Origin of the sequence: Actinoalloteichus sp. AHMU CJ021, assembly GCF_002895405.1 — a bacterium.
Taxonomy (GTDB): domain Bacteria; phylum Actinomycetota; class Actinomycetes; order Mycobacteriales; family Pseudonocardiaceae; genus Actinoalloteichus_B; species Actinoalloteichus_B caeruleus.
Genome location: NZ_CP025990.1, coordinates 4,556,626 through 4,571,294, shown reverse-complemented (window position 1 = coordinate 4,571,294; position 14,669 = coordinate 4,556,626). Strand labels below are relative to the sequence as shown.

Below are 14,669 nucleotides of genomic sequence, written 5' to 3'. Positions count from 1 at the left end.
GATCACTTCTTCTTTTTCTTGCCGCTCTTGGTTCCGCCGAAGGTCAGGCGGTTGGGGTCGAAGTCGGCGGGCAGCTGGTCCATGCCGGCGAGGCCGGGCGGCACCTGACCGCCACCGCCGAAGGCTCCGGGACCGCCGGGCATACCGCCGGGCATTCCTCCGGGCGGGAGGCCGGGGAATCCGGGCATCCCGGCGGGCATCCGGGGCGGGGTGGGGCCGCGGCCCTTGCCCTTCTTGCCCTTCTTCCCCTTCTTGCCCTTGCGGTTGCCCCCGCCGGCACCGGGCATCCCGAAGCGACCGGCCATCTGCTGCATCATCTTGCGGGCGTCGAAGAAGCGGGTGACGAGGTCGTTGACGTCGCTGACCGCGACTCCGGACCCCTTGGCGATCCTGGCGCGCCGCGAGCCGTTGATGATCTTGGGGTCGGCCCGCTCGTCCGGCGTCATGCCCCGGATGATCGCCTGGACGCGGTCCAGCTGCTTCTCGTCGAACTGCGCGAGCTGGTCCTTCATCTGCCCGGCGCCGGGCAGCATGCCGAGCAGGTTCGCCAGCGGGCCCATCTTGCGGACGGCCAGCATCTGCTCGAGGAAGTCCTCCAGGGTGAGGTCCCCGGCGCCGATCTTGTGCGCGGCCTGTTCGGCCTGCTCGGCGTCGAAGGCCTGCTCGGCCTGCTCGATCAGGCTGAGCATGTCGCCCATGCCCAGGATGCGGCTGGCCATCCGGTCCGGGTGGAAGACGTCGAAGTCCTCCAGCTTCTCGCCGTTGGAGGCGAAGAGGATCGGCTGCCCGGTCACCTCCCGGACGGACAGGGCCGCGCCACCCCGGGCGTCGCCGTCGAGCTTGGTGAGGACCACACCGGTGAAACCGACGCCGTCGCGGAACGCCTGGGCGGTGGTGACCGCGTCCTGGCCGATCATGGCGTCGAGGACGAAGAGGATCTCGTCGGGTTTCACCGCGTCCCGGATGTCGGCGGCCTGCCGCATCAGCTCCTCGTCCACGCCGAGGCGGCCAGCGGTGTCCACGAGGACGACGTCGTGTTGGGCCCGCTGGGCCTCGGTGATGCTCCGCCTGGCGACCTCGACGGGATCGCCGACCCCGTTGCCCGGCTCGGGGGCGAACACGGTGACGCCGGCCCGTTCCCCGACGACCTGGAGCTGGGTGACGGCGTTGGGGCGTTGGAGGTCGCAGGCCACCAGCAGTGGGGTGTGCCCCTGGCCTCGGAGCCACTTGGCGAGCTTGCCGGCCAGCGTCGTCTTGCCCGCACCCTGGAGGCCGGCGAGCAGGATGACGGTGGGCGGGTTCTTCGCGAGGTGGATCCGGCGCGTCTCACCGCCCAGGATGCCGACGAGTTCCTCGTTGACGATCTTGATGACCTGCTGGGCGGGGTTGAGCGCCTGGGAGACCTCCGCGCCCTTCGCGCGCTCCTTCACCTTGGCGATGAAGGTCCGGACGACCGGGAGCGCGACGTCCGCCTCGAGCAGCGCGATCCTGATCTCGCGGCAGGTGGCGTCGATGTCGGCGTCGGACAACCGGCCCTTGCCTCGAAGGTTCTTCAGGACCGAGGTGAGCCGATCGGAGAGTGTGTCGAACACGGGGTGGCGTCTCCAGGACTCGTCGGGGGCCAACGGTGTGGCCTTGCACGTGCGAGGGTAGCCGCGCCCGGGGTGGGCGCGGCTACCCGCTCCTGACGAGGCGCGTCACGGGTGGGGTGGTGTCGGCCCCTCCCCCTCCTCCCGTTCCCGGAGTTCCAGTTCGTGGAGCTCGGCGTCGCTCAGCAGCCGGGACCGGAGCAGGAAGCGCACTCCGTCGGGGGCTTCCAGGGAGAACCCGCTGCCCCGCCCGGCGACGACGTCGATGGTGAGGTGGGTGTGCCGCCAGTACTCGAACTGGGCGCCGGACATCCACACCGGTACCGGTTCGGCCACTCCGGGGATGTCGAGGTCACCGAGGTGGCGGTCGGAGGCGCCCAACCGGAACTCGCCGTCGGGGTAGCACATGGGCGAGCTCCCGTCGCAGCAGCCGCCGGACTGGTGGAACATCAGCGGCCCGTGCCGGGTGCGGAGCCGGGCGAGCAGGTCGGCGGCGGCGGGCGTGGCCGCCACCCGCGACGCTGGGGCCCGGTCCGCCCCGGGAACGCCGTCCCGCTCCGGGGCGGCGTCCCGCTCGCAAGCGGGGTCCGGCTCCACCATCAGAACAGCCCCTGCGGATGTTCACCGTAGCTGACCAGCAGGTTCTTGGTCTGCTGGTAGTGCTCCAGCTGGACCTTGTGGGTCTCGCGTCCGATCCCGGACTGCTTGTAACCGCCGAACGCGGCGTGGGCGGGGTAGGCGTGGTAGTTGTTGACCCACACCCGGCCGGCCTGGATGTCCCGACCCGCCCGGTAGGCGGTGGTCCCGTTGCGCGCCCAGACACCCGCTCCCAGCCCGTAGAGGGTGTCGTTGGCCACCGAGATCGCCTCCTGGTAGTCGGCGAACCGGGTGACCGACAGGACGGGACCGAAGATCTCCTCCTGGAAGATGCGCTGCCGGTTGTGCCCGGCGAACACCGTGGGCTGGACGTAGTAGCCGCCGGAGAGTTCGCCGCCGAGGTCGACGCGGTCGCCGCCCAGGAGGACCTCCGCGCCCTCCTGCCGGCCGATGTCGACGTAGGAGAGGATCTTCTCCAGCTGGTCGTTGCTGGCCTGGGCCCCGACCTGGGTCGTGGTGTCCAGCGGGTGCCCCTGCCGCAGACCCCGGGCCCTGGCCAGCCCGTCGGCCACGAACTCCTCGTAGATGTCCTCCTGGACCAGGGCACGTGACGGGCACGTGCACACCTCGCCCTGGTTGAGGGCGAACATGGTGAAGCCCTCCAACGCCTTGTCGTAGTAGGAGTCCCTGGCCGCCGCGACGTCGGCGAAGAAGATGTTCGGGCTCTTCCCTCCCAGTTCCACGGTGGCGGGGATGATGTTCTCGCTCGCGTACTGGAGGATGAGCCGGCCGGTGGTGGTCTCCCCGGTGAAGGCGATCTTGCGGATGCGGCTGTTGGAGGCCAACGGCTTGCCCGCCTCCACCCCGAACCCGTTGACCACGTTGAGCACCCCGGGTGGCACCAGGTCCGCGATGAGTTCCACGAGCAGGTGGATCGAGGCCGGGGTCTGCTCGGCGGGTTTGAGCACCACCGCGTTGCCCGCCGCCAGCGCGGGCGCCACCTTCCAGGTGGCCATCAACAGGGGGAAGTTCCACGGGATGATCTGACCGACGACGCCGAGCGGTTCGTGGAAGTGGTAGGCGACGGTGTCCTCGTCGAGCTGGGAGATACCGCCCTCCTGGGCGCGCAGCGCGCCGGCGAAGTAGCGGAAGTGGTCGACGGCCAACGGGAGGTCCGCGGCGAGGGTCTCCCGGACGGGTTTGCCGTTCTCCCAGCTCTCGGCGACGGCCAGCCGTTCCAGGTTCCGCTCGATCCGGTCGGCGATCGCCAGCAGGACCCCGGAGCGTTCCGCCACGGAGGTCCTCCCCCAGGCGGGCGCGGCGGCCCACGCGGCGTCGAGGGCACGTTCGACGTCAGCCGCGGTGCCCCTGGCGATCTCGGTGAACACCTGGCCGGTGACCGGCGTGGGGTTCTCGAAGTACTCGCCGCCGGCGGGCGGGACGTACTCGCCCCCGATGAAGTGGTCGTAACGGGAGCGGTACTCGACGATGGCGCCGGGGCTTCCCGGTGCCGCGTACTGGGTCATGACCTACCTCCGTTGGTGCGGTGGTGTCCCACGACTCCCGGGGCGCGGCGCCGGGCGAGGCACCTCGGGGAGCGCCCGTGGTGCGGCGGTGGGCGCCGGCCGGGTTCGGGCGTGCACCGTAGGCCGGGCGGGGTTGCGTCGACGTTGCGCCGGCTCGGCGGCGGGCCCCGGCGACAGGGGCTGGTCGGTTCGCCGAGGTGGACGGCCGGGTTCGTCCAGGCCGGGCGTGGGTGCGCCGTCCTGCCTGGTCAGCGCGCTCGACGGGCCGGGCCCGCGCGGTGCAGGGGTGGCGCGCGGTGGGCTCGCGGTGAGCTGGGGCCCGCGCCCCGCGCGCCGACCACATCCCCCGAACAGGTGAAGCCGATTGTGGTGCGCGGCCCAGGGGACCGAGGATTCCGGTGCGGGCGCGCCGGGGTTGGCGCGGTGCGGGTCGCGCGTCTCCTCCCCCGAGCACGTCGCCCCCGGAGGTCAGATGGCAGCGGAGTTCCCACGGTCCGCGCCGTGGCGGCCGGTCGCCGCCCCCGCCGAGGAACGGTCCGAGCACCAGCTGCGCGCCACCCATGAGGCCGTGTTGGGCGGGGACCTCGCACGCCGGCCACGCCCGCTGGTCTGGGAGTCCTGGCAGCGGTCGCTGGCCGCCGAGGTGCGCCCCGACTCCCCTGTTCCCGAGATCGGGTTCGACCGGGCTGAGCTGGCCGCGCGCCGATCCGCCCACCCGCTGGCCGCGGTGCTCCCGGAACTGCGGGAGCTGCTGGTCGGGATCGCCGACGAGGCCGTGCACCTGATGATCGTCACCGACGCGGAGGGCCACATCCTCTGGCGGGAGGGGCATCGGGACCTGTGCCACCGCGCGGACCGGGTCGGACTGCGGGAGGGCACCTGCTGGAGCGAGGACGCGATGGGCACCAACGCGATGGGCACCGCGCTGGCCGTCCGGCGCGCGGTGCGCATCCACTCCGCCGAACACCTGGTGCGCACCTACCACCCGTGGACCTGCGCGGCGAGCCCGGTCCGCGACCCGGACAGCGGCGCGATCGTCGGGAGCGTCGATGTCACGGGGCCGCTGTCCTCCGCGCACCCGGCGACGGCCGCGCTCGTCAGGGCCGCCGTGGAACTGGCCCAGGCACGGCTGGCGGAGCGGATGCGCGAGCGGGACTCCTGGCTCCGGCACCGCCACGGTTCGGTGTTGCGCCGCCGCCCCGGCGAGTTGCGGGCGGTGGTCACCCCGACCGGCCGGGTGGTGGGTGACGGGCTGCCGGGCTGGGTACCGGCCAGGGTGGTCCCGGTGGTGGACGGCGCCGGGCGGCGGTGTGGCTGGCGGATCGACGACGGCACCGTACCGGGCCTCGGGCCGGGGGCGGCGTCGTGGGAACCGCTGGACGACGGCTGCCACCTGCTCCGGCTGAGCACGCGCCCCCACCAGCGCGGTCGCTCCGCGAGGCCGGCCCGGGGCGCACGGCCGGCCCGTCCCGCCGGCCGCGACCGGAGCCTGGCCGTCGGCGGGGGGGCGGAGGAGGAACCCGCGGTGCCGGCCACCAGCCCGCTGCCGCCGGGTCCCCCCGGCCCTGGCGGGTCCGCCTCCCCACCGCGCGGGGTCTCCCTGCTGCGGCTGCTCGGCACGACACCCTCGGCGGTGGTCGACGGCCGGGAGGTCCGGCTCTCGGTCCGGCACTGCGAGCTGCTGCTCGCCCTCATCCTGCACCGGGGCGGCCTGACCGCCAGCGAACTGGCGCTGCACGTGCATGGCGAGCACGGCAGCCCGGTGACGGTCCGGGCCGAACTGCACCGGCTTCGACGGCGGCTGACCCCGCAGGTGCTCACCGCCCGTCCCTACCGGTTGTCCCCGGCGGTCCGCTCGGACGTCGAGGCGGTGCGGTCCGCGCTCGACGACGGCCGGACCGGCGACGCCGTCGCCGCCTACACCGGTGAACTGCTGGTCGCCTCGGAGGCACCCCTGGTGCGGGCGGAGCGGGAGGTGCTGCACGCCTCGGTGCGGGCGGGGGTGCTGCGGGACGGCGACCCGGCGGTGCTGCTGCGGTTCCACCGACGGTGCGCCGTGCCCGACTCGACCGTGCTGGAACGCCTCGTGGAGGTGCTGCCCGCCCAGGACCCACGGCGCGCGCTGGCCGAGGCCACGCTGCGCACCGGGTGACCGCCGAGATGGGGGCGGGGCCGGCGGATGCCCCTCAGAAGTCGCCCTCAGCCACCTGCATGACGGTCAGGCCGAGGCCGCGCCACAGCCGCACCACCTGGTCGCGGTCGTCGAGCACGAAGACGACCCGGTAGTGGTCCCTGATCTCCCGGTCGAACATCTCCAGCTTCACCACGGCGTCCTTCCGCCGGTCACCGGGTTCCCGCATCAGCAGCAGGTCGTGGGGCACGTCCACGTGCCGGGCCAGCCACCGTTCGGTGGCCCCCCGGCTCCCGCTGGTCCGCCCGGAGCAGAACAGGACGCGGTGCCCGGTGGCGTGCATGCCCCGCAGGGCGGCGATGACGGCCGGGTTGGGCTGGTCGGACTCCACCCGTGACTCGTCGTAGGGGGAACGGTCGCCCACCAGGGCCACCGTGCCGTCGAGGTCGCACATCACGGCGGCGGGCAGGTCGCGGCGGGGGTGGTAGGGCCTGCCGGTCGTCTCCTGCCCGCGCTCCGGTTCGGACGCCGGGGGCACCGGCAACGGCAGCTCGCGGCCGGCGAGGTAGCGCCGCCACAGATCGCGGATCACCCCTTCCCCGACCGGTTCCTCCCGGGCGGCGTCCCGCGCCACGCAGTCCTCCAAGGGCACCGAGGTGAAGTCCCGCACCTCGAAGTCGGCGCCCGACCGCCGGGCGAGGTCCCGCAGTTCCCGCAGGTAGCGGGCGCGGAGGTTGGTGTCGTCGACGACGACGGTCACCCCGAGGTCGAGCTGGGCGCGGATCAGCGCGTGCTGCGCGGCGGTCACCTGCCGCTCGGTCGCACCCCGGTGCGACGCGGCGCCGTGCAGCATCACGCGCAGGTCGTCCCGGTTGACTCGCACGGCTCGATCACCGGACTTCGCGACGTACCGCTTCGCCCAGGTGGTCTTTCCCGACCCGGGGAGGCCACGGGTGGCGATCAGCGCGGTCACCTCGTCGAACCCTCCTGTCTGGCCACGGCGCATCGGAGCCACGGTAGACCGCTCGGCGGTGGGGGGGGGAGAGCCTCCTCGGCAGCGGTCGGGTGGACGGACCAGTGCATTCAGTCCGAAGAGGGCACGTCGCGGACCTGCCTGCCGATCCACTGGCGATGGCACCGCCCGCGGAGCAGCCAGTTCGGATGTTGATCGCGCCTCAGTGCTGGATCAGGCCGCCGACCGGGACGGCAGCGACGTGGCCAGTCGCCGGAAGCGTCTGAGCCAGGGCGAGGCCGACATCGACCAGCGATGACCGGCGCAGGCGAGTGACATCGGGGATCGGAGTCCAGACCGACTCAGCGATTTCGCCGTTCGGCTCCGGCCGCAGCTCGCCGCCGGTGATACGGACCTGGTAAAAGACGCCGACGTTGTGATGCTCCGGTCCACCGGGGATGGCACGTTCGGCCGCGGGGATCACCCGGGAGTCCACGCCCAGCAGCCGTTCGACCACCGCATCGCAGCCGGTCTCCTCTGCGACCTCCCGGATCACCGCGTCGAACGGATCCTCCGCGTGCTCAACCCTGCCACCCGGAAGGGTCCAGTTGCTCTCGCCCTTCGGCGGCACGTGACGGGCGAGCAGCACCCGCCCGCCCTCGATGCACACGGCGTACGCCGCCAGCCGGAAACTCATTCCCCCGCACCTCCCACCGGACCCTATCCCGACGTCCAAGATCGATGAGACGCCATGAGCGCAGGGTGGAGCTGGAGCAAATTCTTACGCCTGGGGCCACTTCAGTTCCGCGCGGTGGAGCCCGAAGAAGTGCTCACAGACACGCACTCCGGGGACGGGGACGGGGAACCGCCGGGTCCGCTTCGGACACGCTCCGGGCCGTTCTTGGCGCGCTCGGGCCACGACGGGATGCCCGGCGGCCGGCGCACGGCACCCCGGGATCCGGGTGCACGCGCACCACCCCAGTCCAGTAGACACCGCCGGCCGCCGCAGCGGCAGCCGCCGAACGGCTGACGTCCGAGCGGGCGGGCGGCGGTACCCCGACACCCGCCCACTGGCTCGAATGGTGTCGTACCGTCTTCGCGTGCCCCGCCGACCAGGCCGGTGCCCCGACCGGACACAGGAAAACCGATGTCCCGCTGGTTCACGCTCCTCGACCGGCACCGGCGCGCGGCGGCGGGCCTGGCGGTGGTCGCGGTCGTCCTCACGGGATGTTCCACCGCCGGCCCCCCGGCTTCGGACGCGGGTGTCGGCGAGGCCGCTCCGACCCCGTCCGCGACACCTCCGGCGACCACTCCCTCCGCCGAACCCCTGACGGATCCCGAGGAGTCGCCGGCTCCCTCCGCCGCGCCCACCACCTCCTCCGACTCCTCCACCACCCGCACCGAGGACGACGCCGGCCCCCACGCCGACGAGGTCCCCGTGCCCCGGGACGCCACCACGCGGGGGCTGGGCAGCTTGTCCACCCTGGACCCGTGCGGTCTGGTCGCCGTCGAGGACCTCGACTTCCAGCAGCCCGAGCTGGTGACCGTCGAACCCCGGCTGACGCACTGCCTGCTGACGGTGACCCTGCCAGCGGACGAGGAGGTGACCGCCCAGGTCCAGGTCGACCACGACGCCGACCCGACCGGTGCGGCACTGCTCGCGGTCGGGGCCCGCGGCTCGGCCTCGGTGGTCGAGTACTGGAGCGCGGCGACCGGCATGTGCCTGCGGGAGGGGGTGTTCCCCGACGGGCTCGTCGTCCGGGTGACGACCCTGCCCTCGGACGGTGTTCCCGTGTCCTCCGACCGCGACGACACCTGCCGCCTCACCCACGTCCTGCTCAACGCCGCGGTCGACCGGGTGGCCGACGGCACGGCACGACACCTGCCGGTGGGGTCGGACAGCCTGATCGCCCGCCGGATGTGCGGCCTGCTGCCGGTCGACCGGGTCCGCGCCGTCGCCCGCACCTCGGGTGAGTGGCACGACGTCGACCCGATGGGCCGGGGCTGCGTGTGGGGAGCCGACGACCTCACCGCCGGCGAACCCGCCGTCGCCCTGTCCCTGACCAGCAACCACGCCCTGCGAGGAGCCACCAGGACCCTGCACGGGCGCCCCACCCGGGAGCAGCGGGTCACGATCCGCCCCGGCTACCGAGGATGTGTCCTCGGCGCGGAGGGCGGCGAGTTCCACCCCGCGCACGCCACCGTCCCCGGCCCGCACCGCGAGGCCCTGACCCTGGGCGTCTACGGCGGGTCCGGGTTCGACGAGCTGTGCGGCCGCGCCTCCCGGCTCAGCGGCGCGGTGTGGCCGCTGCTGGCCGACTGAGACCGCCGTCCCCGAGGGCGGGACACGAAGGGGCCCAGCGGCGGGCAGGGCCGGCGGTGCGCGCGGTCCGGCGGGTGGCCGTCACGGGCCACGAGTCCCACGAACCGGCGCCGGCGGTCAGGGGGTGTCAGTACAAAGAGGATGATCGGCACCCCTCGCCGCCACCGTGTCCTCGGGAGGTCGCATGACCGGACAGCCACGGTCCCTCGTCGTCGTCGGGGACTCGACGGCCGCCACCTACGCCGCCGACGAGGCCCCGCAGGCGGGTTGGGGGCAGGCCCTGCCCTCCTTCCTCCGACCGCACCTGACGGTGCGCAACACCGCCTGGCCCGGGGCCAGCACCAAGAGCTTCCTCGACAGTGGACGCGGCGCGGCAGCCCTGGACCTGCTCCGCCCCTCGGACCTGCTGCTGGTCTCCTTCGGTCACAACGACCACAAGGCGTTCGACCCGGCGCGGTACGCCCCGGCGGACACCGATTACCGGCACAACCTGCGCCTGTTGGTCGACGGCGCCCAGCGGCGGGGAGCCCGGCCCGTGCTGGTGACCTCCGTGGAGCGGCGGGTGTTCGACGAGCGGGGCCGGGCCGGGACCTCGCACGGGCCCTACCCGGCGGCGATGATGGAGGTCGCGGCCGCCACGGGGGCCAGCGCGGTGGACCTGGCCCGGATCAGCCGGGCCCGCTGGGACCGGCTGGGCCCCGAGCGCACCGCGCGGGAGGTGTTCCTCTGGTTGGCGCCCGGCGAGAGCCCGAACCACCCGGAGGGCGTCCGTGACGACACGCACTTCACCGGGTCGGGGGCGGTGGTCGTCGCGCGGATGCTGGTCTCCGCCCTGCGCCGGCTGGGGGTGCTGTCCGAGGAGGACGTCCGGGGTCTGGACCGGGAGGTGGAGGCCGGGGAAGTCGGGTGGCCCGAGGTGCGACCGGCGGCCGCGCTCGGGGCGGGCTGACGGTCCCCGGTGTCGCATCTCGACCGTCCTGGTGTCGGCGGAACGGTGCTGGGGTTGGGCGGCGGCAGGCCGGACGGCGGCACGACCCCGTGCGGGTTCAGCGGCCGGAGCCGTGGAAGCCTGACGTCCTCGGGCCCCGAGCGCCGGCCAGGAGACCGGCTGGTCGCGCGCGTGCCCACATCGAGCCATCCACACCTGATCCCATGACGAAGGGTGAGTATTCGTCAACACACCACAGCCATCACACCCGTTCGGCGTACGATCTCGCGAGTGTCCGATGACCCGCTGTTGACGAGTCTTCTCGCCGCGGTCTCCGCCGCCCCCCAGGACGTCCCGCTGCGGCTGCACGTGGCCGAGATCCTGCTGGACAGGAACGACGCCACGGGCGCGCTCAGCCACTGCACCGTGGTGCTGCAGACCGATCCCGGCAACGCGCAGGCGCTCAGCCTGTTGGGACGAGCGTCCGCCGCGCTCACCGGCGCCGCGGCCGCCCCGACACCGCCGCCCCCGGCCACCCCGCCGGCCGCCCCGCCCGTGACGCCACCGCCCGACGCGACACCAGCCGTCGCCCCGCCACCGACCGCGCCCCCTCCCCCGCCCGGGGCGACCCCCACCTCGCCGGCCAGCGGTCAGGACGCCACGCGGGGCGGCCCCGGCGGAGCCGAGCCGTCCGGCGAGCGGCCCGTCGTACCCCTGCGCCCCACGACGACCAGGTTCGACTCGGCGACCGAACGGCCCGCACCCACCAGCCCGCCCCGCCTCCACGTCGTCGGCGACGACGAGGAACCCCCGGAACCGGCGCTCGACCTGGAGACCAGCCAGATCACCCTGGCCGACGTCGGAGGCCTGGAGCAGGTCAAGGCACGCTTGGACATGGCCTTCCTCGGGCCGATGCGCAACCCCGAACTGGCCAGGGCCTTCGGCAAGAGCCTGCGCGGCGGCCTGATGCTCTACGGGCCCCCCGGCTGCGGCAAGACCTTCATCGCCCGGGCGGTCGCCGGTGAACTCGGCGCCAGCTTCAGCACCGTCAGCCTCGCCGACATCCTCGGATCCCGCCTCGGCGAGACCGAACGCAACATCGAACAGATCTTCAGGGCGGCCCGCCGCAACAGCCCCTGCCTGCTGTTCTTCGACGAGGTCGACGCCATCGGCCACCGCCGGTCCGGCATCGGTTCCGGCTGGAGCGGACTGCGATCAGCCGTCAACCAGATCCTCACCGAGATGGACTCCGCGACCGAGGACAACACGGGCGTGTTCATCCTCGCCGCGACCAACCACCCGTGGGACGTGGACCCCGCGTTGCGCCGCCCCGGCCGGTTGGACCGCACCGTCCTCGTGCTGCCGCCGGACGGCCCGGCCAGGGCCGCGATCCTCCAGGGCAAGCTGCGGGACCGTCCCGTCGACGGCCTCGACCTCGACCTGCTGGTCAAGCGCACCGAGGACTTCTCCGGCGCCGACCTCGGCCACCTGGTCGAGTCCGCCGCCGAACTCGCCCTGGCCGACTCGATGCGCCTCGGCCGGGCGCGGCCCATCACGATGAAGGACATGAAGGTGGCGCTGCGCCAGGTCAAGCCGTCCATCGGCCCCTGGCTGGAGTCGGCCCGCAACGTCGCGCTGTTCGCCAACGCCAACGGCGAGTACGACGACCTGCTGGCCTACCTCAAGCAGAGAAAGATGGCATGACGGCCGCCGACCCCACCACGCTGTTCACCCACTCCGAGGCGCTGCTGGACCTGGGCCGCACCTCCGAGGCGATCACCGTGCTGGAGGCCGGGCTCGCCGCATGGCCCTCCGACGGTGTCCTCTGGGGGCAGTTGGCGAAGGCGCTGGTCGGCAACGGCGAGTTCCAGCGCGCCCTCGTCGCCGCGGACAACGCCGTCCGCGGCGACCCCGAGGACGACTGGGGGCACCGGCTCCGCAGCGGGGCCCTCGTCGGCCTCGGCCGCCTCGCCGACGCCGAGGTCGCCGCCCGGGAGGCCGTCCGCCACAACCCCCACGTCTGGCAGACCCACTCGCGGCTCGCCGAGGTGCTGGCCCTGCAGCGGAAACGGCTCCCCGAGGCCGTGGCCGCCGCCGAGGAGTGCGTCCGGCTCGGCCCCACCGAGGCCGGACCGCACCTGCTGCTCGCCCGGCTCGCCCTCCTCAACCGCCGACGTGACCAGGCCGAGGAGGCGCTGCGGGCGGCGCTGGCGATCGACCCGCACAACGACCAGGCCCTGTTCCTGCTCGGCCAGGTGCAGTCCGACCGGGCGCGGGTCGGCCAGGCGATGGCCACCTTCCGGGCGCTGCTGACCGTGGCGCCGGGGCAGCGGGCCACGGAGGCCGAACTGGCGCGGCTGGGCTGGCTCACCGCCCGGCTGGCGCCGATGGTGACCGCCGCCGCGACCCTCCTGCTGCTCGTCCTCGCGCTGCTGCTCCCCGACCACGCCGGCCGGTGGGTGGCGTTGGGCGCCACCCCGCTACCAGCCCTGCTCGGCCTGCACCTGTGGAGCGAGCACCAGCGCTACCAGCGGGGCCTCGGCGGATACCTGCGCATCCTGCTGCGCACCCGCCGGGTGCTGGCCGGTCTCGTCGGAGTGACCTGCCTGAACACGCTGCTGCTCACGGGGTGGTGGATCGGCTCGCTGATCCAGGGCGGGGACGTCACCCCCCTGCTCCGGGTCATCCTGGCGATCGCCCTCGGATCGACCGCCGTGGCGGTCCTGGCCATCCGCCGGCAACGCGACGAACGGATCTACGACGCCCAACCCGTCCGGTTGTGGCGCCAGTCGTGGCTGACGACGCTGCTCGCGCTCCCCCCGCTGGTGTTGCTGACCGCGCTGGGCGAACAGTCCGAAGCATGGTGGTACCCGCCGCTGGGCGTCGCGCTGTCGGTGGTGCCGCTGCTGGCCGTGGTCCGCGCTCGCCACCCCCGCGTGGTCCGGGCCCACCTGGCCGCCCGGGCCGGAGCCGACCGGCGCTCCTACCTGGGCCACGTGCTGGTGGCCGTCACCCTGCTGTGCGGGGCGCTGACCGGACCGCTCTGGGTGCTGGCGTCCCTCGCCTACCCGGCGCTGGACCCGGCGCTGATGTTCGTGGGCCTGGGCCTGCTCATCGTCGTCACCTACTGCCGGGTCCTACGGCTGTTCCTCGCCGGGGTCATCGTCACCCTCCAGCGCCTGTCCGGCCGCCGCCAGCGCTGAGGCGCCGCGCGGCCCACGACCCGGGGACGGGAGACCGGGACGGCAGGACTTCCGTCAGGTCACGACACCCGGACACCCGGGGGCCGGGCGCGGACAGCCAGGACCCCGGGTCAGGGTCAGTCCTCCTCGAAGTAGGCGGCCGGTACCCCGCCCTGGCACACCACGTCCACCTCGATGTCGACGTCCTCCGACTCGAACTCCAGGGACACCTCCCTGGCCGGACCTCGCTCCACGTCGTCGGCGTCCACGTGGAAACCCTGGTCCGGGGTCCAACTGACCAACCGGGCCTGGTCACCGACGCACTCCACCGCCAGCGAACCGCCGGGGGTCCCGATCACCTTCCGCTGTGGAGGCGGCCCGGTGTCCACGGGCTCGGAATCCTCCCCCGGCCCCGATTCCGCCGAGGTGCTGGGCACGGCCGGCGCGGTGGAGGGCGCGGGCTGGTTCGCCGTCTGCGAGGTCAACCGGGAGCTGATCGCCTGCTGGTCCAACACGCGGGGAGCGTCGTCGACGATCCCGGCGCCGATCGCGCCGACCGCGGCGATGCCCACCGCCGTCGCGGCGGTGGCGCCGGCGGCCCAGCCAGCGGCCCCCAGGGCGAACCTGGTCCGATTCGAAAGGCCTTTTCTCACCATCACACTCTCGCGCGGGCCGGGTTAACGCCGGGATAAGACGATCCTAGCCCTCGGTGAGAGGCGTACCGGCCGCCTCGGCCCTCCGATAGCGTGCGGGGGTGGCGCACCTTCTGCTCGTCGAGGACGACCCGACGATCCGTACCGCACTGACCAGGGCACTCGGGGAACGAGGCCACGCCGTCGCCTCCGCGCACACCGCGATGGACGGCCTGCGGCTGGCCGTGTCCGAAGGACCCGACCTGGTCGTGCTCGACCTCGGGCTCCCCGACATGGACGGCCGGGAACTGCTGCGGATGCTGCGGGCGGTGAGCACCGTCCCCGTCATCGTCGCCACGGCCCGCGACGAGGAGACCGAGATCATCTCGGTCCTCGACGCCGGAGCCGACGACTACGTCACCAAGCCCTTCAGCGCCGGCCAGCTCGACGCCCGCATCCGCGCCGTGCTCCGCCGAGGCGGGGAGGAAGCCCCCGCCCAGGCGCTGACCGTGGGCGGCTTGCGGGTGGACGCCCGCTCCAGGGAAGCCAGCCTCGACGGGCGGCCACTCGACCTCACCCCCCGCGAGTTCGACCTGCTGCACTACCTGGCCGCCCGTGCCGGCGCCGTGGTCAGCAAACGGGAACTGCTCATCGAGGTGTGGCAGGTGCCCTACGGCGGGGCGGACAAGACCGTCGACGTCCACCTGTCCTGGCTCCGCCGCAAACTGGGCGAGACCGCCCAACAGGCCCGATACCTGCACACCATCCGAGGCGTCGGCGTCAAACTGGCCGCACCGGGCGGGGCGTGA

Annotated in this window: 12 protein-coding genes; 6 read left to right on the top strand and 6 right to left on the bottom strand. The window is 73.5% G+C overall.

The genetic code is table 11. From position 1 onward, the window contains the following. Nucleotides 1-2 precede the first annotated feature (2 nt). The 3 genes from ffh to exaC all read right to left on the bottom strand — a co-directional run bounded on the left by ffh (nt 3) and on the right by exaC (nt 3,712). Nucleotides 3-1,592: a signal recognition particle protein gene (ffh, locus tag C1701_RS19350; protein WP_026419907.1), complete on the bottom strand. Its 1,590-nt coding sequence runs from the start codon at nt 1,590-1,592 to the stop codon at nt 3-5. A 105-nt stretch (nt 1,593-1,697) separates the two neighbouring features. Further along, nucleotides 1,698-2,102 (bottom strand): DUF779 domain-containing protein, encoded by a 405-nt coding sequence (locus C1701_RS19345; RefSeq protein WP_103057110.1) that lies wholly within the window; start codon nt 2,100-2,102, stop codon nt 1,698-1,700. An 86-nt stretch (nt 2,103-2,188) separates the two neighbouring features. Continuing rightward, nucleotides 2,189-3,712 (bottom strand): acetaldehyde dehydrogenase ExaC, encoded by a 1,524-nt coding sequence (exaC, locus tag C1701_RS19340; protein ID WP_026419905.1) that lies wholly within the window; start codon nt 3,710-3,712, stop codon nt 2,189-2,191. Between the two features lie 472 nt (nt 3,713-4,184). On the opposite strand from exaC, the gene C1701_RS19335 reads away from it, so the two are divergent. After that, nucleotides 4,185-5,864, top strand: coding sequence for a helix-turn-helix domain-containing protein (locus tag C1701_RS19335; protein ID WP_035292723.1), 1,680 nt, complete (start codon nt 4,185-4,187; stop codon nt 5,862-5,864). 34 nt (nt 5,865-5,898) lie between these two features. Here the strand turns inward: C1701_RS19335 and C1701_RS19330 are convergent, their stop codons facing one another. Together C1701_RS19330 and C1701_RS19325 are read right to left on the bottom strand one after the other, a co-directional pair. Continuing rightward, a complete protein-coding gene (locus C1701_RS19330) occupies nt 5,899-6,849 on the bottom strand; it encodes a phosphatase domain-containing protein (RefSeq protein WP_245588898.1) in 951 nt (316 codons plus the stop codon). Nucleotides 6,850-7,018: 169 nt separating this feature from the next. Next, nucleotides 7,019-7,492, bottom strand: a complete 474-nt coding sequence (locus C1701_RS19325) for an NUDIX hydrolase (RefSeq protein ID WP_103056399.1) — start codon at nt 7,490-7,492, stop codon at nt 7,019-7,021. Between the two features lie 450 nt (nt 7,493-7,942). Between C1701_RS19325 and C1701_RS19320 the strand changes: the two genes are divergently transcribed. From C1701_RS19320 to C1701_RS19305, 4 genes are all read left to right on the top strand, one after another. Then, entirely contained in the window at nt 7,943-9,118 is a 1,176-nt protein-coding gene (locus C1701_RS19320) for a hypothetical protein (RefSeq protein ID WP_103056398.1), read from the top strand. 184 nt (nt 9,119-9,302) lie between these two features. Next, entirely contained in the window at nt 9,303-10,067 is a 765-nt protein-coding gene (locus C1701_RS19315) for a rhamnogalacturonan acetylesterase (RefSeq protein WP_103056397.1), read from the top strand. A gap of 270 nt (nt 10,068-10,337) precedes the next feature. Then, nucleotides 10,338-11,750: an AAA family ATPase gene (locus C1701_RS19310; protein ID WP_103056396.1), complete on the top strand. Its 1,413-nt coding sequence runs from the start codon at nt 10,338-10,340 to the stop codon at nt 11,748-11,750. Further along, entirely contained in the window at nt 11,747-13,249 is a 1,503-nt protein-coding gene (locus C1701_RS19305; RefSeq protein WP_103056395.1) for a tetratricopeptide repeat protein, read from the top strand. The genes C1701_RS19310 and C1701_RS19305 overlap by 4 nt, the downstream gene beginning before the upstream one ends. A gap of 116 nt (nt 13,250-13,365) precedes the next feature. On the opposite strand, the gene C1701_RS19300 is transcribed toward C1701_RS19305, so the two are convergent. After that, nucleotides 13,366-13,881, bottom strand: coding sequence for a hypothetical protein (locus C1701_RS19300; protein ID WP_155886220.1), 516 nt, complete (start codon nt 13,879-13,881; stop codon nt 13,366-13,368). Nucleotides 13,882-13,982: 101 nt separating this feature from the next. Here C1701_RS19300 and C1701_RS19295 point away from each other — a divergent pair, with 101 nt between their 5' ends. Next, on the top strand, nt 13,983-14,669 hold the full coding sequence (locus tag C1701_RS19295) for a response regulator transcription factor (RefSeq protein WP_103056394.1): 687 nt from the start codon (nt 13,983-13,985) through the stop codon (nt 14,667-14,669).